Annotated in this window: 25 protein-coding genes; 10 read left to right on the forward strand and 15 right to left on the reverse strand. The window is 62.0% G+C overall.

Annotation, left to right across the window (positions count from 1 at the left end):
* The first annotated feature begins 44 nt into the window (after positions 1 to 44).
* From trxA to B9A11_RS08770, 4 genes are all read left to right on the forward strand, one after another.
* A complete protein-coding gene (gene trxA / locus B9A11_RS08755; protein WP_058248016.1) occupies positions 45 to 365 on the forward strand; it encodes a thioredoxin in 321 nt (106 codons plus the stop codon).
* 202 nt (positions 366 to 567) lie between these two features.
* Entirely contained in the window at positions 568 to 1,125 is a 558-nt protein-coding gene (gene hslV, locus B9A11_RS08760; protein ID WP_058248017.1) for an ATP-dependent protease subunit HslV, read from the forward strand.
* Between the two features lie 62 nt (positions 1,126 to 1,187).
* Complete coding sequence (gene hslU / locus B9A11_RS08765; RefSeq protein ID WP_058248018.1) at positions 1,188 to 2,489, forward strand: ATP-dependent protease ATPase subunit HslU; 1,302 nt, start codon at positions 1,188 to 1,190, stop codon at positions 2,487 to 2,489.
* Between the two features lie 81 nt (positions 2,490 to 2,570).
* On the forward strand, positions 2,571 to 3,248 hold the full coding sequence (locus B9A11_RS08770) for a D-lyxose/D-mannose family sugar isomerase (protein ID WP_058248019.1): 678 nt from the start codon (positions 2,571 to 2,573) through the stop codon (positions 3,246 to 3,248).
* 28 nt (positions 3,249 to 3,276) lie between these two features.
* Here B9A11_RS08770 and B9A11_RS08775 read toward each other — a convergent pair whose 3' ends face one another.
* The 6 genes from B9A11_RS08775 to pip form a co-directional block, all read right to left on the reverse strand.
* The gene (locus tag B9A11_RS08775; protein ID WP_083499870.1) at positions 3,277 to 3,903 is read right to left on the reverse strand and encodes an NYN domain-containing protein; all 627 of its coding nucleotides are present in this window, start codon (positions 3,901 to 3,903) and stop codon (positions 3,277 to 3,279) included.
* Positions 3,904 to 4,109: 206 nt separating this feature from the next.
* Positions 4,110 to 5,663, reverse strand: a complete 1,554-nt coding sequence (locus tag B9A11_RS08780; protein ID WP_058248020.1) for an ABC transporter substrate-binding protein — start codon at positions 5,661 to 5,663, stop codon at positions 4,110 to 4,112.
* A gap of 123 nt (positions 5,664 to 5,786) precedes the next feature.
* Positions 5,787 to 7,436: an ABC transporter ATP-binding protein gene (locus tag B9A11_RS08785; protein WP_058248021.1), complete on the reverse strand. Its 1,650-nt coding sequence runs from the start codon at positions 7,434 to 7,436 to the stop codon at positions 5,787 to 5,789.
* Between the two features lie 133 nt (positions 7,437 to 7,569).
* A complete protein-coding gene (locus tag B9A11_RS08790; RefSeq protein ID WP_058248022.1) occupies positions 7,570 to 8,751 on the reverse strand; it encodes an ABC transporter permease in 1,182 nt (393 codons plus the stop codon).
* Complete coding sequence (locus B9A11_RS08795; protein WP_058248023.1) at positions 8,748 to 9,737, reverse strand: ABC transporter permease; 990 nt, start codon at positions 9,735 to 9,737, stop codon at positions 8,748 to 8,750. Before B9A11_RS08795 ends, B9A11_RS08790 begins: the two co-directional genes overlap by 4 nt.
* A gap of 52 nt (positions 9,738 to 9,789) precedes the next feature.
* Positions 9,790 to 10,773 (reverse strand): prolyl aminopeptidase, encoded by a 984-nt coding sequence (gene pip / locus B9A11_RS08800; protein ID WP_058248024.1) that lies wholly within the window; start codon positions 10,771 to 10,773, stop codon positions 9,790 to 9,792.
* A gap of 47 nt (positions 10,774 to 10,820) precedes the next feature.
* On the opposite strand from pip, the gene ubiG reads away from it, so the two are divergent.
* Both ubiG and B9A11_RS08810 read left to right on the forward strand, forming a co-directional pair.
* Positions 10,821 to 11,558, forward strand: a complete 738-nt coding sequence (gene ubiG / locus B9A11_RS08805; protein ID WP_058248025.1) for a bifunctional 2-polyprenyl-6-hydroxyphenol methylase/3-demethylubiquinol 3-O-methyltransferase UbiG — start codon at positions 10,821 to 10,823, stop codon at positions 11,556 to 11,558.
* A gap of 5 nt (positions 11,559 to 11,563) precedes the next feature.
* Positions 11,564 to 11,869, forward strand: a complete 306-nt coding sequence (locus B9A11_RS08810; RefSeq protein WP_058248026.1) for a YciI family protein — start codon at positions 11,564 to 11,566, stop codon at positions 11,867 to 11,869.
* Between the two features lie 72 nt (positions 11,870 to 11,941).
* Here the strand turns inward: B9A11_RS08810 and B9A11_RS08815 are convergent, their stop codons facing one another.
* Genes B9A11_RS08815 through B9A11_RS08830 form a run of 4 tightly spaced genes read right to left on the reverse strand, consistent with a single transcriptional unit; the run spans position 11,942 to position 14,240 of the window.
* Positions 11,942 to 12,373, reverse strand: a complete 432-nt coding sequence (locus tag B9A11_RS08815) for a MarR family winged helix-turn-helix transcriptional regulator (RefSeq protein WP_058248027.1) — start codon at positions 12,371 to 12,373, stop codon at positions 11,942 to 11,944.
* Positions 12,370 to 13,200, reverse strand: a complete 831-nt coding sequence (locus B9A11_RS08820; protein WP_058248028.1) for a carbon-nitrogen hydrolase family protein — start codon at positions 13,198 to 13,200, stop codon at positions 12,370 to 12,372. Before B9A11_RS08820 ends, B9A11_RS08815 begins: the two co-directional genes overlap by 4 nt.
* Positions 13,200 to 13,457 carry a glutaredoxin 3 gene (gene grxC, locus B9A11_RS08825; RefSeq protein ID WP_058248029.1) on the reverse strand — a complete coding sequence of 86 codons (258 nt, stop codon included), beginning with the start codon at positions 13,455 to 13,457 and terminating at the stop codon, positions 13,200 to 13,202. The genes B9A11_RS08820 and grxC overlap by 1 nt, the downstream gene beginning before the upstream one ends.
* Positions 13,458 to 13,496: 39 nt before the next feature.
* Positions 13,497 to 14,240, reverse strand: a complete 744-nt coding sequence (locus B9A11_RS08830; protein ID WP_234988780.1) for a ComF family protein — start codon at positions 14,238 to 14,240, stop codon at positions 13,497 to 13,499.
* Here B9A11_RS08830 and B9A11_RS08835 point away from each other — a divergent pair, their 5' ends adjacent.
* Together B9A11_RS08835 and hemH are read left to right on the forward strand one after the other, a co-directional pair.
* On the forward strand, positions 14,241 to 15,059 hold the full coding sequence (locus tag B9A11_RS08835) for a methyltransferase domain-containing protein (RefSeq protein ID WP_058248031.1): 819 nt from the start codon (positions 14,241 to 14,243) through the stop codon (positions 15,057 to 15,059).
* A 52-nt stretch (positions 15,060 to 15,111) separates the two neighbouring features.
* Positions 15,112 to 16,170: a ferrochelatase gene (hemH, locus tag B9A11_RS08840; protein WP_058248032.1), complete on the forward strand. Its 1,059-nt coding sequence runs from the start codon at positions 15,112 to 15,114 to the stop codon at positions 16,168 to 16,170.
* A gap of 191 nt (positions 16,171 to 16,361) precedes the next feature.
* Here the strand turns inward: hemH and B9A11_RS08845 are convergent, their stop codons facing one another.
* On the reverse strand, positions 16,362 to 16,553 hold the full coding sequence (locus B9A11_RS08845) for a hypothetical protein (protein ID WP_058248033.1): 192 nt from the start codon (positions 16,551 to 16,553) through the stop codon (positions 16,362 to 16,364).
* A 140-nt stretch (positions 16,554 to 16,693) separates the two neighbouring features.
* The gene (locus B9A11_RS08850) at positions 16,694 to 17,287 is read right to left on the reverse strand and encodes a L,D-transpeptidase (RefSeq protein ID WP_058248034.1); all 594 of its coding nucleotides are present in this window, start codon (positions 17,285 to 17,287) and stop codon (positions 16,694 to 16,696) included.
* 171 nt (positions 17,288 to 17,458) lie between these two features.
* Here B9A11_RS08850 and dalA point away from each other — a divergent pair, with 171 nt between their 5' ends.
* Positions 17,459 to 18,016, forward strand: coding sequence for a divisome-associated lipoprotein DalA (gene dalA, locus B9A11_RS08855; RefSeq protein WP_058248035.1), 558 nt, complete (start codon positions 17,459 to 17,461; stop codon positions 18,014 to 18,016).
* Positions 18,017 to 18,247: 231 nt separating this feature from the next.
* Complete coding sequence (locus tag B9A11_RS08860) at positions 18,248 to 18,559, forward strand: hypothetical protein (protein ID WP_058248036.1); 312 nt, start codon at positions 18,248 to 18,250, stop codon at positions 18,557 to 18,559.
* A gap of 51 nt (positions 18,560 to 18,610) precedes the next feature.
* On the opposite strand, the gene B9A11_RS08865 is transcribed toward B9A11_RS08860, so the two are convergent.
* The 3 genes from B9A11_RS08865 to B9A11_RS08875 all read right to left on the reverse strand — a co-directional run bounded on the left by B9A11_RS08865 (position 18,611) and on the right by B9A11_RS08875 (position 21,164).
* Entirely contained in the window at positions 18,611 to 19,102 is a 492-nt protein-coding gene (locus B9A11_RS08865) for a L,D-transpeptidase family protein (RefSeq protein WP_058248037.1), read from the reverse strand.
* Positions 19,103 to 19,172: 70 nt separating this feature from the next.
* On the reverse strand, positions 19,173 to 19,946 hold the full coding sequence (locus B9A11_RS08870; RefSeq protein ID WP_058248038.1) for an ion transporter: 774 nt from the start codon (positions 19,944 to 19,946) through the stop codon (positions 19,173 to 19,175).
* A gap of 3 nt (positions 19,947 to 19,949) precedes the next feature.
* A complete protein-coding gene (locus tag B9A11_RS08875) occupies positions 19,950 to 21,164 on the reverse strand; it encodes a class I SAM-dependent RNA methyltransferase (protein ID WP_058248219.1) in 1,215 nt (404 codons plus the stop codon).
* Positions 21,165 to 21,230: the final 66 nt, after the last annotated feature.

Genomic DNA, 21,230 nt, shown 5'->3' on the forward strand with positions numbered 1-21,230 from the left:
ATACCTTCCCAGCCAACCCAAGCTGCCAACCTCAGGAGAGAGCCATGGCCACCGTTGCCGTCACCGACGCCACCTTCGACGCAGAAGTCAAAAACTCCGATGTTCCCGTTGTCGTGGACTTCTGGGCCGAATGGTGCGGCCCCTGCAAACAGATCGGCCCGGCTCTGGAAGAGCTCGCCGCCGAATACGACGGCAAGGTGAAAATCGCCAAGGTCGACGTGGACAGCAACCCCGCCTCCGCCGCCGCCATGGGCGTGCGCGGCATCCCGGCGCTGTTCATCTTCAAAGACGGCGCGCCGATCTCGAACCGCGCCGGCGCTGCCCCCAAAGCCGCCCTGAAATCCTGGATTGACGACTCGATCTGATCCAGACCAGATTCAGTCTCAACAAAGGCCTCGCCAAGCGCGGGGCCTTTTCTTTTGCCCCCCCGATCCCCCAGCTTCTTCTCTTGTCAAATATCCTGGGGTGAGGCCGCAGGCCGAGGGGCAACGCCCCTGCTCTCCCCCTCAAACCTTGCCACCCCGACCCGGCTCCCCCATATGTTCCCCTGAACCACAGGAGACACACATGAGCGACAACGACTTCCCCGGCTGGCACGGCACCACGATCATCGGCGTCCGCAAAGGCGGCAAGGTCGTCGTGGCAGGCGACGGACAGGTCTCTCTGGGCCAAACCGTGATCAAAGGCACCGCCCGCAAGGTCCGCCGCCTCTCTCCGGGGGGCTACGACGTGGTCTGCGGCTTTGCCGGATCGACCGCCGACGCCTTCACCCTGCTCGAACGGCTCGAAGCCAAACTCGAAGCCACCCCCGGCCAGTTGCAACGCGCCAGCGTCGACCTCGCCAAGGACTGGCGCACCGACAAATACCTGCAAAAGCTCGAAGCCATGCTGATCGTCACCGACGGGCGCGAACTCTATATCATCACCGGCGCCGGTGACGTGCTGGAACCCGAACACAACGTGGCGGCCATCGGATCGGGCGGAAACTACGCGCTGGCCGCGGCGCGCGCCATGATGGACAGCGACAAGGACGCCGAAACCGTCGCCCGCGACGCCATGCAGATCGCCGCCGATATCTGCGTCTACACCAATGGGAATCTCACCGTCGAAACCATCGACGCGTAAGAATTTTCCAAAATTCTTACAAATTTCTTGCAAGAAATTTGACCCCCGCAAGGATCGACCGAATGACCGACCTCACCCCCCGCGAAATCGTCTCTGAACTCGACCGCTTTATCATCGGCCAGACCGATGCCAAACGCGCCGTCGCCGTGGCTCTGCGCAACCGCTGGCGGCGCAAGCAGCTGTCCGAAGACCTGCGCGACGAAGTCTACCCCAAGAACATCCTGATGATCGGCCCCACCGGCGTCGGCAAGACCGAGATCAGCCGCCGCCTGGCGAAACTCGCCCGCGCGCCCTTTATCAAGGTCGAGGCCACCAAGTTCACCGAAGTGGGCTACGTGGGCCGCGACGTGGAACAGATCGTGCGTGACCTTGTGGACGCCGCCATCGCCATGACGCGCGAGCACATGCGCGAAGACGTCAAGACCCGCGCCCATGAGGCCGCCGAGGAACGCGTCATCTCTGCCATCGCCGGCGAGGACGCGCGAAGCGGCACGCGCGAGATGTTCCGCAAGAAACTCAAGGCCGGTGAGCTGGACGACACCATGATCGAGCTCGACGTGGCCGAGACCGCTTCGCCCTTTCCGATGATGGACATCCCCGGCCAGCCCGGCATGGGGATGATGAACCTCGGGGATCTCTTCGGCAAAGCCATGGGCGGGCGCACCACCCGCAAACGCATGAGCGTCGCTGAAAGCTATGACATTCTCATCGCCGAAGAGGCGGACAAGCTGCTGGACGACGAGCAGATCAAAACCCTCGCGCTGGAGGCGGTCGAGCAGAACGGCATCGTCTTCCTCGACGAGATCGACAAGGTCGCCGCCCGGCAAGAGGCCCGCGGCGGCGATGTGTCCCGCGAAGGCGTGCAGCGCGACCTGCTGCCCCTGATCGAAGGCACCACCGTCAGCACCAAACACGGCGCGGTCAAGACTGACCACATCCTGTTCATCGCTTCGGGCGCTTTTCACATCGCCAAGCCGTCCGACCTGCTGCCGGAACTGCAAGGCCGCCTGCCGATCCGCGTCAACCTGCAACCGCTGACCGAAGGCGACTTTGTCCGCATCCTGACCGAGACGGACAACGCGCTGACCCGCCAATACACCGCGCTGATGGCCACCGAAGAGGTCACCGTCACCTTCACCCCCGAAGGCATCGAGGCGCTGGCCAAGATCGCCGCCGACGTCAACAAGACGATCGAGAACATCGGCGCGCGGCGGCTCTATACCGTCATGGAGCGGGTGTTCGAGGAGCTGAGCTTTGAAGCGCCGGACAAGGCCGGGGCCGAGATCACCGTGGACGCCGCCTTTGTCGAGCAGCACCTGGGCGAGCTGACCCGATCCCAAGACCTGTCGCGCTACGTTCTGTAACGCATTAGCCCGCGCGGGACGCTGTTCTCGGGCGGGCATCCGGGCTATGTTGGCGCAAACATCGACGCCAACGGGACGCCCATGAAACGCTCTGCCATCAACCAGATCATCCGCGAGGCCGACACCTTTATCCGGTCCTTCGGGTTTGAACTGCCGCCCTTTGCTTACCTTACGCCAGACGCCCTGCGCGCCGCCGATCACAGCGAGATCAAGCGCCGCCGCATGGGCTGGGACATCACCGACTACGGCGCCGGGGATTTCGCCAAAATGGGGCTGTTCCTGTTCACCACCCGCAACGGCTTGAACGCAGACCTCGGCCAGCGCAGCGCCATGCTTTATGCGGAAAAGATTATGATCTCGCGGCAGGACCAGCTGTCGCCGATGCACCGCCATAATCTAAAGGTCGAGGATATCATCAACCGGGGCGGCGCGACCCTGACGCTGAAACTGTACAAAGCCGATGCCGAAGGGGGCATCGACCACAATGCCGAGGTGCGCGTCATGGTTGACGGAATGCCCCGCCACGTCGAGGCGGGTGGCTTGCTGCGCCTGAGCCCCGGCGAATCGGTGACCTTGCACCCTGACACATGGCACGCGTTCTGGGGCGAAGGCGGCGACGTGCTGATCGGCGAAGTCAGCACGGTGAACGACGACCTGACGGACAACATCTTTGCCAAGCCCATCGGCCGCTTTGCCACCGTCGAAGAGGACGAACCGCCGCTGCATCTGCTGGTGAGTGATTACGATAGGCTGCTTTAAAGGCGTCAGCGTGTGTCCCAGCTGTCTGCTAAAACCAAGTCTTTGGGCGCTCTATACGCGCGCCACCCCTACCAATAACTGTATCTGGGAATTGTGCATCACGTAGCATTTTCGGCGAAACATGTCGAATGGCAGAACAGGTCGCTTTATGCTTTTTCCCCGGGCTGGACTGTTCAAACCAACCCAGAACTACTTTCTTACCCAGTTCTTCCCGGACCATTCTCATCGGCTCCAGAAGATCTGTATCCTGAGAAAGGACCAGCGCGACATCGTAGGCATCACTAAACGCATCCAAAAGTAGATGCGATGCTAGGTTTACATCGGAGCCTTTTTCTTCCGTATCGAGGACTGTGACGTAAGTGCTTGGATCGGATTTCAATGGTCGTGTGATCGTTTTCGGAAGGAATTTACCCTTATGGATAGAAAGTTCAGGAATAGTCTTTAGGGCTCTGAGATAAGTTGACTGCCGCTGCGGGGCTTCTTCATCCCCCGCTCTAGGACTTATATCAGCTGTGAAATACCGGATTGCTTCAACAGTATCTTTTTTATCGAGAAGACTTTCAGCCAGAGATTTTAAATTGCACCACTTACAGTCGGTCCCTTTAAGGAGCCTATAATATAAATTGAACCCATCAACATATACTCTAGCACGCATGCCTGCCTCATTTTTCAGGCATTAAATACAGCAAGAGCCGCAAGGGCAAGCCCATTGCGACTCTTGAACTGGCAGACTTGCTGCCAGCCGGTACATTGAGAATGTAGTGCAGCGAATCGAATCCGTCAAGCCTTGAAGGACTCATATCGTTACAGATGTCAAGAAACAGTTTGTGGTCTAAATCGCTGAGACAACCATATCTTGCGTTACGCCATCCACCACCGTTCGGCCATCCGGCCATTGTCCATCTGCCACAGGTTGCCCACGGTCTCGGGGTTTTGCACCTTGGTCGACATGGCCTGCACGTAGTTCGCGAACATTGGCAGAACCAATCCGCCGTCCGTGTTCAGGATCTGCTGCATCTCGCCGTACATCTCGCGGCGCTTGGCGCTGTCCAGCTCGGCGCGGGCTTCGATCAACAGGTCCTGGAAGCGCTCTGAGTCCTCGCGGCCCCACTGGGTGTCGTTCCACGGCACACCTTCTTCGTAGGCGCTGGCGAACATCCAGTCCTCGGTGGCGCGGCCCGACCAGTAGCAGGCGCAGAAGGGCTTTTTCAGCCAGACGTTGGACCAGTAGCCATCGGCAGGCTCTTGGACCACGTTGATGTTGATGCCCGCCGCCTTGGCGCTGGCCTGGTACAGCTGGGCGGCGTCAACCGCGCCCTCAAAGGCCGCATTGGACGCCGACAGGTCGATATCAAGCGACGAAAGCCCCGCTTCTTTGAGGTAGAACTTGGCCTTGTCGGGGTCATAGGCGGTCTGCGCCATATCGGCGTTAAAGTACTGGTTGGCGGGGCCAATCGGGGTGTCGTTGCCGACGCGGCCATGGCCCAGCAGGATCTTGTCGACCATTTCCTGACGGTTGATCGCGAACTTCAGCGCGCGGCGCACGTTGACGTCGTTGAACGGCGCGACGTTCGTCAGCATCGGGAAGGTGTACTGCTGGTTGCCCGTCACCTCCTGGATGCGGACCATCGGGTTCGCCTTGAGCAGCGCCTCGGTCTTGAAGTCGATGCGGTTGATCACATCCACCTGACCGGTCATCAGCGCGTTCATCCGGGCCGTGTTGTCGTTGATCGCGATATACTCGATCTCGTCAAAGTGGCCGGCGCTGTCGCCCTTGTAGTGGCTGTCCACGCGGGTGGCGACCATGCGCACGCCGGGCTCAAAGCTCTGGACCTTGTACAGGCCGGTGCCGATGCCCTTGGCGATGGCCTCTTCGATCTGGCCTGCCGGGTACATCAGCAGGTGATAGTCCGCCAGCAGATAGGGGAAGTCGGCGTTCCCGGATTTCAGCGTGAACTGAACCTGCGTGTCGGTGATTTTCTTCATCTCGGTGATGGTTTCGACGATCGGCTTGGCCGCCGATTTCGCGCCATCGGCCACGTGCATCTGCAAGGACGCGATCACGTCGTCCGCGCCAAACGCCTTGCCATTGTGGAAGGTCACGCCCGAACGCAGGTTGAACGTCCAGGTCTTGGCGTCAGAGGTTGCCTCCCAGCTTTCGGCCAGCTCGCCCTTGAGAGAGCCGTCAGCGGCCACTTCGGTCAGGCTGTCGAACACCGCGCCCTGCGCCGAGGCGGTCATGAAGATGTCGGAATGGGTCCGTGCGTCCCAGCTGTCGGACGTGTTCGCCCCGCCGAGGCCCGCCCGCAAACGGCCGCCGCGTTTGGCTTGGGCGCGCAGGGGCAAGCCGCTGGCGGCCAGTACACCCGCAGCGGCACCGGTGGTCAAAAGACCGCGTCTCGTGATGCGTGTCATGTCAGTCTCCCTTGTCGTCTTGTGGCGGGTTAGCGCCTTATTGTGTTCCGTGTGTGACACGGCGAATCCTAGCATTCGTTACAGTAAAGCGCCTTTGCAGGCGCATCACAACTTGATCAGGTTCTAGTCCATCCGGGCCGTCGCCGCATCGCCGACGTTGTCCGCCCCGCGTTCGCGCAAAAGATCGCTCAGCCAGTCCGGGTCCATTTCCGGCACCGAGGACAGCAGCAGGTCGGTATAGGGGTGGTGCGGCGGGCGGAACATATCGGCCTTTGGGCCTTGTTCGACGACCGCGCCGTCCTTCATCACCACCACCTCGTCGGCGATGGATTTCACCGTCGCCAGATCGTGGGTGATGAACATGTAGGACAGGCCCAACTCGTCCTGAAGCCGTGCCAGCAGGCGCAGGATCCCCTCGGCCACCAGTTGGTCCAGCGCGCTGGTGACCTCATCGCAGATGATGAACTTGGGCTCGGCAGCGAGGGCCCGCGCGATGCCGACGCGCTGCTTTTGCCCCCCGGACAGCTCGGACGGCAGGCGGTCATAGTATTGATCGGCGGGCAGTTCGATCTGTTCCAGCAGGTCGGCCACGCGGTCGCGCTTGGCGCGCCCTTTCAGGCCCATGTAGAACTCGACCGGGCGGGCGATGATGTCGCCGATGGACTGGCGCGGGTTCAGGGCGGTATCCGCCATCTGATAGATCATCTGAACCTGCCGCAGCTGATCCTTGGACCGCTTGCGATAATCCAAGGGCAGCTCGGCCCCGTCCAGCTCGATCCGGCCCAGACGCGGCGGCAAAAGCCCGGTGATACAGCGCGCGGTGGTCGATTTGCCCGACCCGCTCTCGCCCACCACGGCAACGGTGCGCCCGGCGTGAATGTCAAAGCTGACATCGTGCAGCACGTCCATCTTGCCATAGGCCGCCGTGATCCCTTGGACGCTGATCACCGGGGTCGCATCGACTGCGGGCGCGGGCTTGGCCGGACGCTGGAATTCGCGCACCGCCCAGAGGCTTTTCGTATAGTCCTGTTTCGGAGCAGAGAGCATTTCCCGCGTCTCCGCTTCTTCGACCTCTTCGCCTTTGAGCAAGACCTTGATCCGGTCCGCCATCTGCGCGACCACCGCCAGATCGTGGGTGATGTAGATCGCCGCCGTGCCGAATTCCTCGACGATATTGCGGATCGCGGCGAGCACCTCGATCTGGGTGGTCACGTCCAGCGCGGTGGTCGGCTCGTCAAAGATGATCAGATCGGGGCGGCAGGACATGGCCATCGCCGTCATGGCGCGCTGCAACTGCCCGCCGGAAACCTGGTGCGGATAGCGAAAGCCGATTTCGTCGGGATTGGGCAGGCGCAGCTTGCGGTACAGTTCCATCCCGTCGGCCTCAGCCTCGGCGCGGGACATGACGCCGTGCTGCACGGGCGCTTCGGCGTGCTGGTCCAGAAGCGTGTGCGCGGGGTTGAAACTGGCGGCGGCGGATTGCGCCACATAGGCGATGCGCTTGCCCAAAAGCTGGCGTTTCTGCTCGGCGCTGGCGGCAAGCAGGTCGATGCCGTCAAAGCTCACGGCCCCCTCAGAGATCCGCACCCCGTCGCGGGTAAAGCCCATGGCAGCAAGGCCCAGCGTCGACTTGCCCGCGCCGGATTCGCCAATGAGGCCAAGCACTTCGCCCCGGTTCAGCGTCAGGTCCACGCCCTTGATGATGGGGGACCAGGCTTCGTCGCTGCGGCCGTCCATGCGGATGCCGCGCATCTGAACCAAGGGGTTGGTCATGGATGCTCCTGTTTGTTGAACTCAAAGCGGCGCGCCCGATCCCGAGGGGGGGTGCGGAACGCGCCCGCCCTGGGGGGCGGGGTCGGGCGCGTCGCGGGTCTGACGCCCCGCGGGGCATATCCTGAAAGCGCGCTCATTCCCTCAGCCCCGAGGACCGGTGCAACATCCAGTCCACCACAAAGTTCACCGCCACCGTCAGCAGCGCAATCGCCCCCGCTGCCAGCAACGGCGCGCTGGCCACCTGCGGCGCAAAGGCGGCGTAGTTGATAAAGGCCGAGAGGTCTTTGACCATCGTCCCCCAGTCGGCCAGAGGCGGCTGGATGCCAAGCCCGAGGAAGCTCAGCGCGGAAATCGTCAGGAACACGAAACAGAACCGCAGGCCAAACTCGGCCAGCAGGGGCGCGGTGGCGTTGGGCAGGATCTCTCGGAAAATCAGGTAGCCGAGGCCTTCGCCCCGCAGCCTGGCCGCCTCGATGTAGTCCATCACCACGATGTTCATGCCCACGGCGCGCGACAGGCGGAAGACGCGCGTCGCGTCGATCACCGCGATGATCACCACCATCGCCGCCGTCAGCCCAGCGCCCGACACCCAAGCCGAGGCCACGGTGATCAGCAACAGCGAAAAGATCAGCGACGGGATCGCCATGAGCACATCGACCGCGCGGGACAGGACTTGGTCCACCCAACCGCGCAGGGTCGCCGCCAGGAACCCAAGGCTCGCCCCCAGCACAAAGGCCAAGACCGTCGTGGCAAAGGCAATCCCCACGGTGTTCTGCGCGCCATAAATCAGACGGCTGAGGATATCGCGCCCGATCTGGTCGGTCCCCAGCGGAAAGTCAGGATTGCCCCCCATGGCCGGATTGCCCCCCGGCACCACGTTGGCGGCGGCAAAGACCTCTTCCTGACCATGCGGGGCCAGAACGGCGGCGAAGATCGCCACAAAGGCATAGATCGCCACGACGAGGATGCCATAGGCGGCGGTCAGCGGCATCTGCCGGAACAGCTTGCGCGACCCTTGCGTCCCGACCAAGCGCCCCAGCAGGCGAAAGAGAAACGCCGCCACGGCGGAGACCGCAAAGAAATGCACCGCCCAGTGAAAGAACATCACCGAGGCGCGCGGCACCCCTTGGTCGTTCATCGCCGGTTGCAGGTACAGCCAGACGCCCGCACCGATCAGCGCCACCGCCAAGGCAAAGCCAAAGGCCACCGCATAGGGCATATCGCGGAAATACGGCTTGCCCGTCAGGCGCTGCCCGATGAAACGGAACAGCCAGCCCGCGACGGCGACAGCAATAAGGGCAATCAAAACGCTCATTTCGGATGCCTCAAACGCGGGTTCGTCAGGATCGACAGCACGTCAGCGGCCAAATTCAGCAGGATATACGCCCCGGCAAAGATCAAGCAGCAGGCCTGCACCACCGGGATGTCCCGGTTCTTGACCGCGTCGACAAACAGCTGCCCGATGCCCGGATAGACAAAGACCACCTCGACCACGACCACCCCGGTGATCAGATAGGCAAGGTTCAAGGCCACCACGTTGATGATCGGCGCCAGCGCATTGGGCAGCGCGTGTTTGACGATCACCCGCAGGGGTGAGACGCCCTTCAGACGCGCCATTTCGATATAAGGCGACGCCAGCAAGTTGATGATCGCCGCCCGCGTCATCCGCATCATATGCGCCGTAACAACCAAGGTCAGCGTCAGCGCAGGCAGCAGCGTCGCCATCAGGCGATCCTGAAACGCGATGCCTTGGTAAACGTTGGAAATCGCCGGCAGGATCGGGTTTAGCACCGCGAGGAACAGGATCAGGATGTAGGCGAGGAAGAATTCCGGCGAGGAAATTGACGTCAGGGTCGAGATGTTTACCGCCTTGTCAAAGACCGAGTTGCGATACAGCGCCGCCAAGACGCCCAAGGTCACCGCAAACGGCACCGCAATCGCCGCCGTCACACCCGCAAGGAACATGGTGTTGCCAAAGCGCGGCGCGATCTGGTCGGCGACGGTTTTCAGGTTCGCCCCGCCCATGTTGCTCTGGAAATTGAGCTGCGCATAGCTGACGCCCAGATTGCCTTGCAGCATATCCCCAAGCCAGACGAAGTATCGCGTGACGGGGGGCTGATCGAGGCCAAGGTCGCGGCGAATGGCGGCGATGGCTTCGGGCGTGGCGCTCTGGCCCAGAATCGCCTGCGCAAAGTCGCCCGGAAGCATGTTGACCGCCGTGAAGATCACGATGGACACAATGAACAGCGTCAGCAGCCCAAGGGCCAATCGCTGGAGGATGATTTTCAGAACTGGGGGCACGAACCCTGTCGATCTCCGTTTTTATTGACTCGAAAGTTAACAAAAACGCGTTTCATGTAAACCTTTTGTTTTCCGCAATCTGATCCATGATGCGCACCAGCTCAGAACTGATGCCTGGCTCGGACAGCGCGTGACCGGCGTTTCGCACCATCCGCAGATCGCTTCCGGGCCATGCCTTGTGCAATTCCCACGCGCGCTGCGGCGGGCAGATCATGTCATAGCGCCCCTGCACGATATAGCCGCCAATATCCTGAATCTTCTCGATATTCTTGAGAATCCAGCCGTCTTCCTCAAGGAAGCCCGCATGGGTGAAATAGTGATTCTCCAGCCGTGCAAAGGCCCGCGCGTAATCGCCCGGCGTCTCGCCCCCATGGCCATTGGAATAGACCGACGCCAGCGCGTTTTCCCACGCGCTCCACGCTTGGGCATATTTCGTCTCGACCCGCAGATCGCCCGAAAACAGGCGCTTGTGGTAGGCCGCGATCATGTCGCCGCGCTCTTCTTCGGGGATCAGATCGGCAAAACGCTTCCACGTTTCGGGCCAGAATTGCCCCGCGCCGCCGCCATAGAACCAGTCCAATTCGACCTGGGTCATCATGAACACGCCGCGCAGCACAAGGTCCATCACCCGCTCGGGGTGGCTGATCGCGTAGATCAGCGCCAGCGTCGCCCCCCACGAGCCACCGAAGACAATCGCCTCTTCGATGCCCAGCTCTTCGCGGATCGCCTCGATGTCGCCGACCAAATCCCACGTTGTGTTCTCGACCACGCTGGCAAAGGGGCGCGAGCGCCCGCAGCCGCGCTGGTCATGCAGGATCACGCGATAAACCTCGGGGTCGAAATAGCGCCGCATTGCTGGCGAACAGCCGCCCCCCGGCCCGCCATGCAGAACAAACACCGGAATCCCCTCGGGATTGCCGCTTTGCTCGACATAAATGCGATGCCCCGCAGATCGCGTCATCATCCGCTGGTCGAACGGGTCAATAGGAGGATAGAGATACTGCACTGCGCGCTTTTGGCTCGGGATTTTGTCCATACCCACACTATATTGCGCGAAGAAGCGAAAAGACCATGAGGAAAGTCATGACCACCACCGTCGACGCATCCGAGATCGCCAAATTCGAAGCCATGGCCGCCGAGTGGTGGGATCCCAACGGCAAGTTCAAGCCGCTGCACCTGATGAACCCGGTGCGGCTGGACTATATCACCACGCAGATCGCCGGAGAGTTTGACCGCCAGCTGGGCACCGACCAGCCGTTCAAGGGGTTGCGCATCCTCGATATCGGCTGCGGCGGCGGTCTGCTATGTGAACCCATGGCGCGCCTCGGTGCTGAAATTATAGGCGTCGATGCCGCCGAAAAGAACATCCCCGTCGCCCAAGCCCACGCCGCGCAGTCGGGCCTGCAAATCGACTACCGCCACACCACCGCCGAAGCCATGGCCGCCGCGGGCGAACAATTCGACGTGGTCCTCAACATGGAAGTGGTCGAGCACGTGGCCGACCCTTTGGCTTACTTGACCGCCTGCCAGCAACTGCTGAAACCGGGTGGGCTGCACCTGTGCTCGACCATCAACCGCAATCCCAAAAGCTTCGCCATGGCCATCGTCGGCGCCGAATACGTCATGCGCTGGCTGCCCAAGGGCACCCACGAGTGGAACAAGTTCATCACCCCCGATGAACTCTACGACCTGATGACCCGCGCAGGCCTCACCCCCGTCGACCGCAAAGGCTACGTCTTCAATCCCATCACGTGGAAGTGGACCATCTCCGACCGCGATCTTAGCGTGAACTACGTCACCGCCGCCCTGAAACCAGAGTAACCCGTATGCTGATTCCCGAAAACCACAGCCTCTTTGCGATCGACATCCATTACGACGTGCCGATCGAGCAGATCGAAGAGCATCTCGACGCCCACATGGACTTCATCGCAAAGGCCCGCGCCGACGGCTTCCTGCTCGCCGCAGGCGCTCAGGTGCCACGCACGGGCGGCTTTATCGTTGCCATCGCCCCCGACCTGCAAACGGTCGAGGCCCGCATGGCCACCGATCCCTTTACCAAAGCCAACCTCGTGACCCTGACGATCACCCAGTTCAAACCGGGCACCGTCCACCCGGCCCTAGCAGATCTCTGACCCACCCTTCTTCTCTTTGAAAATATCCCGGGGGAAAGCCGCAGGCTCGGGGGCAGCGCCCCCTACCGCCCTCTATTCCTCTTCCAACCGCAGCCGCAGATCGCGCAACACCGGCAAAGCCGCGCGGACCTTGTCCTCACCCAATTCGCCCATCATCTCGCCAATCATCGGCGTAATCGCCGCCAAGGCCGCCTCTCGCGCAGACAAGCCCGCAGGCGAAATCGAAACCAGCTTTCGCCGCGCGTCGTCCCAGTCCGGGCGAATGTGCACATAGCCCGCCATTTCCAGCTTGGACAGCGTGTTGGTCATCGCCCCGCGCGTCACGTGAAACGCCTTTGCCAGCTGCGCCGGAGTCTTCTCCCCCCCCCGCGCCAGGTTGTTCAAAACCGAGAAATGAGAAATCTCCATCCGGTTCGGCAGCACCTTGGTCAGCCGCGCGCGCAGCAACTGGTCCGCCGTCAACAGCTCGGAAAACAGCGAAATCGCCAGTGCATTCTCGGTCATAGCGGCCCCTCAAAACTGCGGTCATGGGTCAAGGACGGCACCTTGGCGCGGGCGTCCGCCACCGCCGCCATGTCCAGATCGACGATGAACACCCCCGGCTCTGTGCCAGCGTCCAAGACAACCTCGCCCCAAGGCGACACCACCATGGAATGCCCATAGGTCCGGCGGCTCTTGCCCGTCTGCGCCGAGTGCAACCCCGTCTGCGCCGCCGCCACAACCCAAGACCCGGTCTCGATCGCGCGGGCTTGCAACAGGGGTTGCCAATGCGCCGGGCCAGTTCCGGGCGAAAACGCCGCTGGCACAGACAAGACCTGCGCGCCCCTTCGCGCCAAAGCGCGGTACAGATAGGCAAAGCGCACGTCGTAACAGATCGACAGGCCCAAGGTGCCAAAGGGCGTCGCCGCCAAGACCGCTCGATCCCCCGGCGCATAGCCCGAGGATTCGTTATACGTCTCGGTTTCCGACACCTGTACGTCGAACATGTGCATCTTGTCGTAGCGCGCGGAAATCTCTCCCTCGGGCGAGATCGCAACGCAACGGTTGGCAAAGCGCGCCTCGGGCGGCTCGGATTTCACCGCAACACAAGCCACGATCCACAGGCCCGTCTCTCGCGCCGCCGCGCGCATCCCGGCGAGGAAGGAATCCTCGCTCTCGGGGCGCAAAACCTCGGCCTGATGGGCGCGCGACATGGACACGCAGTTGGCGACCTCGGGCAGAAAGGCAACCTCGGCCCCCTGCTCTGCCGCCTCGCGCAGCATGTCCGTCGTCGCAGACAGATTCTGCGCGACGTCATCGCCCGAGGTCATCTGAAGCAGCGCGGCGCGCATTACCCCGCCAGCAAGGAATCCAGCTTCCCCGCCCGCTCCAGCGCATAAAGGTCATCGCAGCCGCCCACATGAATCTCGCCGATGAAAATCTGCGGGACAGTGTGGCGGCCATTGGCGCGGTCCATCATCTCGGACCGGCGCTCTGGCTCTTGTAGCACGTCGATCTCGGTAAAGTCGACGCCTTTCTGGGTCAGCAACCGCTTGGCCGCATGGCAAAAACCGCAAAGCGGCGACGAATAGATCTCAACAGGTTGCATGGCGTGTCCTTTCGGGGGTCTGCCCCGATACATAAGAAACTACGCGTCTTTTGCAACGCGTGCCAACACGGACACGCATACCTCTGTTGCACCTGCCGCAAGGCACGCCTCGGCGCAGGCCGCCAGCGTCGCCCCCGAGGTCATCACGTCGTCGACCAACAATACGGGCCGCCCTTCAACCATACGCGTGCGCCAGGCGGGCACGTTGATCTTGCCCTGAAGGGTTTCGAACCGTTCATTTCGGTCTTTGCCATCCAGCGACGGTGTCGCCTCCCGCCGCTCCAAGGCATCCGGGCACCAGTCAATCCCAAGTTCGCGCGCCAGATGCTCGGCCAACAAAGCGGACTGGTTGTACCGCCGCCGCAGCAGCCGATGCAGATGCAAAGGCACCGGCACCGCAATCATATCGGGCCGCAGCAAATCGCGAGACCGGCGGGCCATCCATTGGGCCGCCGGGCGAGCAATATCCTGACGATCGCCGTGTTTCAGCGACAGCACCAGCCGCCGCCCCGTATCGGCATAGACCAGCGCCGCACGGCCATGGGTCCAAGGTCGGGGAATATTAAGACATTCATCGCAATGCTCGGCATGATCCGAACTGCCCGGCAAAGGCACCCCGCACAGATCACAGCCCAACCCCGCGATAAACGGCGTATCGCGCCAGCACTCGGCACACAGGCCAAAGTCACTTTCCACCAAACCGCCGCAAGACAGGCACCGTGGCGGATAGACCAAATGCACCAAGGTTTGCATCCGCGCCGCCCAGAAACTATCTGCTCTCATATGACCGAAACACCCCGCTTGACCGACCGCACCGCTCTTGACCGAAACCGCGCCCGCGCTTTGCGCGACCCGGCCCTGTTCCTGCACGAAGCAGCACGGGACGAGGCGGAGGATCGGCTCGCAATGGTTAACAAAACCTTTACGGATGCGGCGGTGGTGACGCCTTTCCCGCAGGTGTGGCAAGGATGCCTGCCCGGTGCGCGGATCGTCCCCGACACAGAGGTTCTGGACCTGACCGAAGGCGCGCATGACCTGGTGATCCACGCGCTTGGGCTGCACTGGGCGGACGATCCGGTGGGGCAATTGATCCAATGCCGCCGCGCGCTGCGCCCCGACGGGCTGCTGATCGCGCTGAGCTTTGGCGGGCAGACGCTAAGCGAGTTGCGCAGCGTGCTTGGCCAAGCCGAGATCGACATCACCGGAGGCCTGTCCCCGCGCGTCGCCCCCATGGCCGAGATCCGCGACCTCGGGGCTTTGCTGCAGCGGGCGGGCATGGCCTTGCCCGTGGCGGATAGCGCGCCGCTGACCGTGACCTATGCCAGCGCGCTGCACCTGATGCGCGATCTGCGCGCCATGGGCGAGACCAACGCCCTGTACGCCCGCCTGCGCCGCCCGACCCGCCGCGCGGTCTTGCTGCGCGCCGCCGAGCTGTACGATCAGACCTATGGCCAAGACGGGCGAATCCCCGCGACGTTCGAGATCATTACCCTGACCGGTTGGGCGCCCGACGCCTCGCAGCCGCAACCCTTGCGGCCCGGATCTGCGGCACATCGGCTCGCCGAAGCGCTTGGGACCCAAGAAAACACGCTCAAGGATTGACGCATTCGCTGGGCGCGATACTTACCTGCGGATCACGAGAAGGAGAGCAGAGATGCTGGACGCGACAAACGCCGTACGACCGACCCATGCCCCCGCCGACCACCCCAAGGTGAAGCCCGCCAAGGTGGGTGTCCTTCTCGCGAATCTGGGCACGCCGGACGCGACCGATTACTGGTCCATGCGCCGCTACCTGAACGAGTTCCTCAGCGACAAGCGCGTCATCGACTATCCGTCATGGAAATGGCAGCCGCTGCTGCAGCTGATCATCCTGACGAAACGGCCGTTTTCGTCCGGCGCGGCGTACAAGTCGATCTGGAACACCGAGAAAGACGAATCGCCCCTGATGACGATCACCAAACAGCAGACGGCGGCGATCGCGGCGCAGATACAAGAGGCCTACGGCGATCAGGTGATGGTCGATTTCTGTATGCGCTACGGCAACCCCTCGACCAAATCCAAGGTGCAGGAGATGGTCGACGCCGGGTGCCACAAGATCCTGTTCTTCCCGCTCTATCCGCATTACGCGGGCGCGACCTCTGGCACCGCCAACGACCAGTTCTTTCGCGCGTTGATGGATCAGGCGTGGCAGCCCACCGCCCGTGTCGTCGACCCGTATTTTGAGCATCCGCTGTATATCGAAGCGCTCGCCCAGTCGGTGGAAAAGGCCTATGCCGCCGCCGAGAAAAAGCCCGAACTGCTGGTGGTGTCCTACCACGGGATGCCCAAGCGTTACCTGATGCAGGGCGACCCGTACCACTGCCAGTGCCAGAAAACGACGCGCCTGTTGAAAGAGCGGCTGGGCTGGGAAGACACGCAGATTCGCACGACCTTCCAGTCGGTCTTTGGCCCCGAAGAGTGGCTCAAGCCCTACACCGTCGAGGAAGTCGCGCGCATCGCCAAGGACGAAGGCATCAAGAACATCGCGGTCTGCGCGCCGGCGTTCTCGGCTGACTGCATCGAGACGCTGGAAGAGATCAACGAAGAGATTCGCGAGAGCTTTGAACACGCTGGGGGCGAGGATTTTCTCTATATTCCCTGCCTCAACGACGATCCCGCACATGTCGACGCGCTGACAACGGTGATCAAGGAAAACCTCGGGGGCTGGGTGTAACACCTGCCCCGCGCGCAACAGCAAAAATTTTAAGCAAAATTTTTGGGCGCTCAGACGGGCTGTTTCGTTTTGAGACAGTCCGTTTTTCTATGCCTGATGGTCGCCGGTCCCGACACGCAAGCCCAACCCCCAGACACGAAAAAAGGCGGCACCGTCGCGCCGCCTTTTCTCTATTCTTAATACAACTAGAATTAGTTGTTTGCAGCAGCTGCCACGATTGCGATCAGCAGCAGCGGGATCAGGATGCCAGCTGCGGAAGACGACTGAGCGGTTTCTTCAACAACAACGACGGGCTCCATGACCACGTCGTCTTTTGCGTAGGAACCGGCCATTGCGGTCGAAGCTGCACCAGCGAAAGCGGCTGCGAGAACGATTTTTTTCATAGTCTATACTCCAGATATTTGGCCGCTATGCAGCGCATAGCAGACACCCAAGACTTACCTCGTGAGTCTGTCAAAGCAGCTTTTACGGGGGTTTGCAATTGCTTCTTAACCACAGGTTTCGCGGCCCCGACACCTTGTCGTCAAATAAGCAACACTTGGGTGCCCACTTTGGCCATCCCGTAAAGCTGTGCGATATGCTCATTATAAAGGCCGATGCAACCGTTCGAAGAGCGGCGCCCGATCTTGCGCGTGTCATGTGTACCGTGGATACGGTAATATTGCCAGCTTAGGTACAGCGCGTGCGTCCCAAGCGGGTTATCCGGGCCGGGGCCGACGTAATCGGGCCACTCTGGGTTGCGGATTTTCATCGACGGGGTGGGCCGCCATTCGGGGCCTTCGACCTTGCGCACGACACTGGTGCGCCCGCGGCGGGTGAGATCTTCGGTCAGGGGCACAGAGGACGGGTACAAATGATAGGTGCCGTTCTCTTCCCAGAAATGCAGCGCCCGGCTGGAGATATCCACCAGCACCGCGCCCTTGTTCAGGTTGTTGAAATACGGCTGCCAGTCCAGCGTCCGAAAGCTGGAGATGTTGCGGCGCACAACCGAGGTCAGGTCACGTTCCACTTCGGTGGTTGCGCCGTCGTTCACGTCCTGCGCCAAGGCCGGCGTCCCCACCATCGCGGCAGAGCCCGCAAGGAACGCGCGACGCGAAAAGCCTGTCGATTTGGTCATGGTGGAACCCTTCTTAGCCCGATTATCCCATAAAAGGGCATAATATGACCCGAAAGCCTCAGTCGCAATTCAAACACGCGTGTCGGGGCGTGCTCACGCCGATGTGGGTTTGATTGGCAACGCCTCTGGGTGTAGGCCATGGATAAGTTACCGAATTCGAGAGCAGCTTTTATGAACCGTCGTACTTTTCTTGCCATGGCGTCGGCGCTGGCGATCACCGCTTGCACCACGACCCCGACCGAAGTTCCGAACAAGCTGGGCCCGGACGGCAAGCCTTTGCCGCGCCTCTATCGCATCGGACCGGGGGATCGGGCCAAAATCCAGTACCGCCTGCTGGATTCGGTGAACGCGCTGCGGCAAGCGGCGGGCGCGCCTGCGCTGTCGTTGGATTCGAAACTCAACGCCGCCGCCGCGACCCATGCGCGCGATATGTCGGTGCAGAACCGCCCCTGGCACTTTGGCTCTGACGCGTCCTCGCCCATCGACCGGGTGGCGCGCGTTGGCTATCAGGGGCGTCTGGTCGGTGAGACGATTTCCGAGACCTACGAGACCGAGCTGGAAACACTCGCCGCCTGGATGGAAGAGCCGTCGACCCGCACCGTGATCCTTGATCCCTCTGCGACGGACGTGGGCTTTGAGTGGTTCCAAGAGGACAACGGCAAGATCTGGTGGTGCATGGTGCTGGGCGCGGCTGGTGGCGCGCCGGTGGTCACCTCCTCGCTGCAATAACAACGTCCAACCTGCAAGAATCGCAATCGCCGGGGCCGCAATCCCGGCGATTTTTGCATTGCAGAGGGGGCGAACATCGCCACGGCCCGTACAAGGGCGATTCACCCAAGCCCCTGACATGAAAAACAATTAAAGGATGTAATCTGATAACATCCCCGCCGTTATGGCATAGCGAGCGGGTTTCCCGGCATGTGGTTGGCACTGAACAACACGTAAAAAGGAAATGTTCTTATGATTACCCAGTTCAAAGCCATCGCATTGATCACTCTGACCACCGCCTCTTTTCAGGCGACCACGGCCCAAGCGGCAGACCTGACAACAGCCCAGGTTCAAGCGCAGGCCACCGCCATGTCCGGCTGTCAGGTCGAGCCTTGCCCGACCACCCACACCATTCCTCTGCCCAAGGGCCGCGTGGCCCCGCTCGATGCGCAGGATGACATCAGCGAAGAGCTTGACGCCGAAGAGACCATCCGCTGGCCGCGTTGGCGCAACGGCTGCAAGCGGGGCGGTTTTGGCAAAGTCACTTGCCCCAAGTGGAAGTAACACCCGAACACGGACCAGCCCTGCCTTCGCGGCGGGGCTGTTTCACGCCAATTACGGATTGATCTGGATGGGCGTGCCGTTTTTCACCATCGCGTAGATGTCCTGCATCTCGGCGTTGGTCACGGCGATACAGCCCGCCGTCCAGTCGCGCCCGCCCTTGCGGTACTTCCATGGCCGACCGTGGATAAAGATATCGCCGCCGGGGTTCTTGCCCATCGCAGCGGCCTCGGCCCGGTCATTGGCGTTGGGATAGGACACACCGATCGACAGGTGAAACTGCGAGTTCGGGTTGCGCCGGTCGATCAGGTAATTGCCCTCGGGCGTCTTGCCGTCGCCGCGCACCTTTTTGTCGCCATCGGGCGCAAAGCCCAGACCGATGTCATAGGCTTCCAGCACCTCGGAGTGGTGCAAGAGATACATCCGCCGGTCGCCCTTGTTGACCACGACCTGCGTGACCTCTGGCCCGTTGTAGGTCTTGAACTTGCTGCACGCCGTCACGCTTAGCCCCAGCGCGATCAGCACCATTACCCTGAAAAACCGCATATCTGCCCTCTGATTTTTGAGGGCAGTCTATACCGGATTCGCCCCGCCGGGGAGGTCACGTTTTCGCCAGTCAGCGCTTTTCCTGTAGCAGCTTTTCGATGGCCTCCAGCCGGGTCATCACCTCATCGCGGTAGGCGTCGGTGCGCTGGCCGTCCTCTTCGTGGTGGGCGTCCTGCATCGAGTTGACGATCAGACCCACCAGCAGGTTCACCACCGCAAAGGTCGTCACCATGATGAACGGCACAAAGAACGCCCAGGCGTAGGGGTAGACCTCCATCACTGGGCGCACGATGCCCATGGACCAGCTTTCCAGCGTCATGACCTGGAACAGGGTGTAGGCCGCGCTGCCGAGGTCGCCGAACCACTCGGGAAAGGCGTCGCCGAACAGCTTGGTCGCCATGACCGCGCCGATGTAAAAGATGATCGCCATCAGCAGGAACACGCTACCCATGCCGGGAAGCGCGGTGATGAAGCCTTCGACCACGCGGCGCAATCGCGGTGCAACAGAGACGACTCGCAGCACCCGCAGGATGCGCAAGGCCCGCAGAACGCTGATGCCTTGGGCGGACGGGATGTAGGCGATCCCGACGATGACAAAGTCAAAGATGTTCCAGCCGCTGCGAAAGAAACGCCCGCCGCGCGCGATCAGCTTGGCCACGATCTCGGCGGTGAAAATCGCCAGACACAGCGCGTCGAGCGTGTGGATCAGCCCACTCCAGCGCGCCATGATCGCGTCCGACGTTTCCATCCCAAGGATCACGGCGTTCAGCAGGATCACCGCGATGATGGTGTTCTGCACCTTGGGTTGGTCGAGAAAATCCCCAAGACGGGTGCGATAGTTCATGGATCAGTCCTTGGTCAAAGCGGCGACGAGTTCCAGATGGGTAGACCAACGGAATTGGTCAACCACCCGCAGATCGGTGACGCGATAGCCCGCTTGCAGCAGCCGCGCGGTGTCGCGGGCAAAGGTCACGGGGTTGCACGAAACATGGGCGATGCGCTTGACCTTTGACTTGGCCAGCTGTTCCACCTGCGCTTCGGCCCCGGCGCGCGGCGGGTCGATGACCACGCCGTCGAAACGGTCCAGCTCATCCGGCAGCAGCGGGTTGCGAAACAGGTCGCGCGCGGTGCTGGTGACGTGTTTCAGCCCCTGCGCATTGCGCCAGCCGTGGTCGAGCGCCTTGACCATCGGTTTCTCGCCTTCAAAGGCGTGGATTCGAGCCTGTTCCGCCAGAGGAAGCGCAAACGTCCCGCAGCCCGCGAACAGATCAGCGATGCTTTTTGCGCCTGCCATGGCGTCGGTGACCGCTTGCAACAAGGCCGCCTCGCCCGCCAAGGTCGCCTGAAGGAACGCGCCGGGGGGCGGCACCACCTGCGCCTTGCCGAACTGGTGGTAGGGCGGCAGGCGGGTGAGCGCTTCGTCGTCCCAGGTCACGCGCGCAAGGCCGTATTCGCGGGCGATGTCGGCCAGCTTGCTGCGCAGCTCGGTGTCGATCTCTTTGCCGCCTTTGACGGACACGTCCAGCCCGCCGAGCGAGTCCGTTACGGTGACGGACAGCTCGCCCTTGCGCGAGGCGCCCAAGACCGCCAGCGCCTCGACCATCGGCAGGGACGCGGCGAGTTTCGGCGTCACCAGCTGGCAGTTCGGCACGGCGATCACCACGTCGCTGCCCTTGCGGTGAAAGCCCGCCAGAGCGCCCTTTTTGGTGCGTTTCGCAGAGAACGCGGCGCGGCGGCGCGACTGCGGCGGAGAGGTATGAACAGAGCCTATTTCGGCGGAAATGCCCTGTGCGTCCAGCGCGCGGCGCACCACGTCCAGTTTCCATTCCGTGACAAAATCGTCAGAGGCGTGCTGCAACTGACACCCGCCGCAGGACTTGGCGTGGCTACACGGCGCGGACACGCGGGCAGTGGACGGCGTGACGATGCGCGGCGCGGCCATCACGCCGTTTTCAACCGCACCCTCGACCACTTCGCCGGGCAAAATGCCGGGGACAAAGATCGGGCCGGGCGCGATCCCGTCGCCCTTGTGCCCCAGCCGTTCGACCGTCACTTGTTCCACGTGTGTCATGCTTTGCGCCCGCCGTTTGAATGCTTTGGCGTGTCATAACGGCAGGGCGGGCTTTGC

The sequence above is a fragment of the Tropicibacter naphthalenivorans genome, assembly GCF_900176475.1.
Classification (GTDB): Bacteria; Pseudomonadota; Alphaproteobacteria; order Rhodobacterales; family Rhodobacteraceae; genus Tropicibacter; species Tropicibacter naphthalenivorans.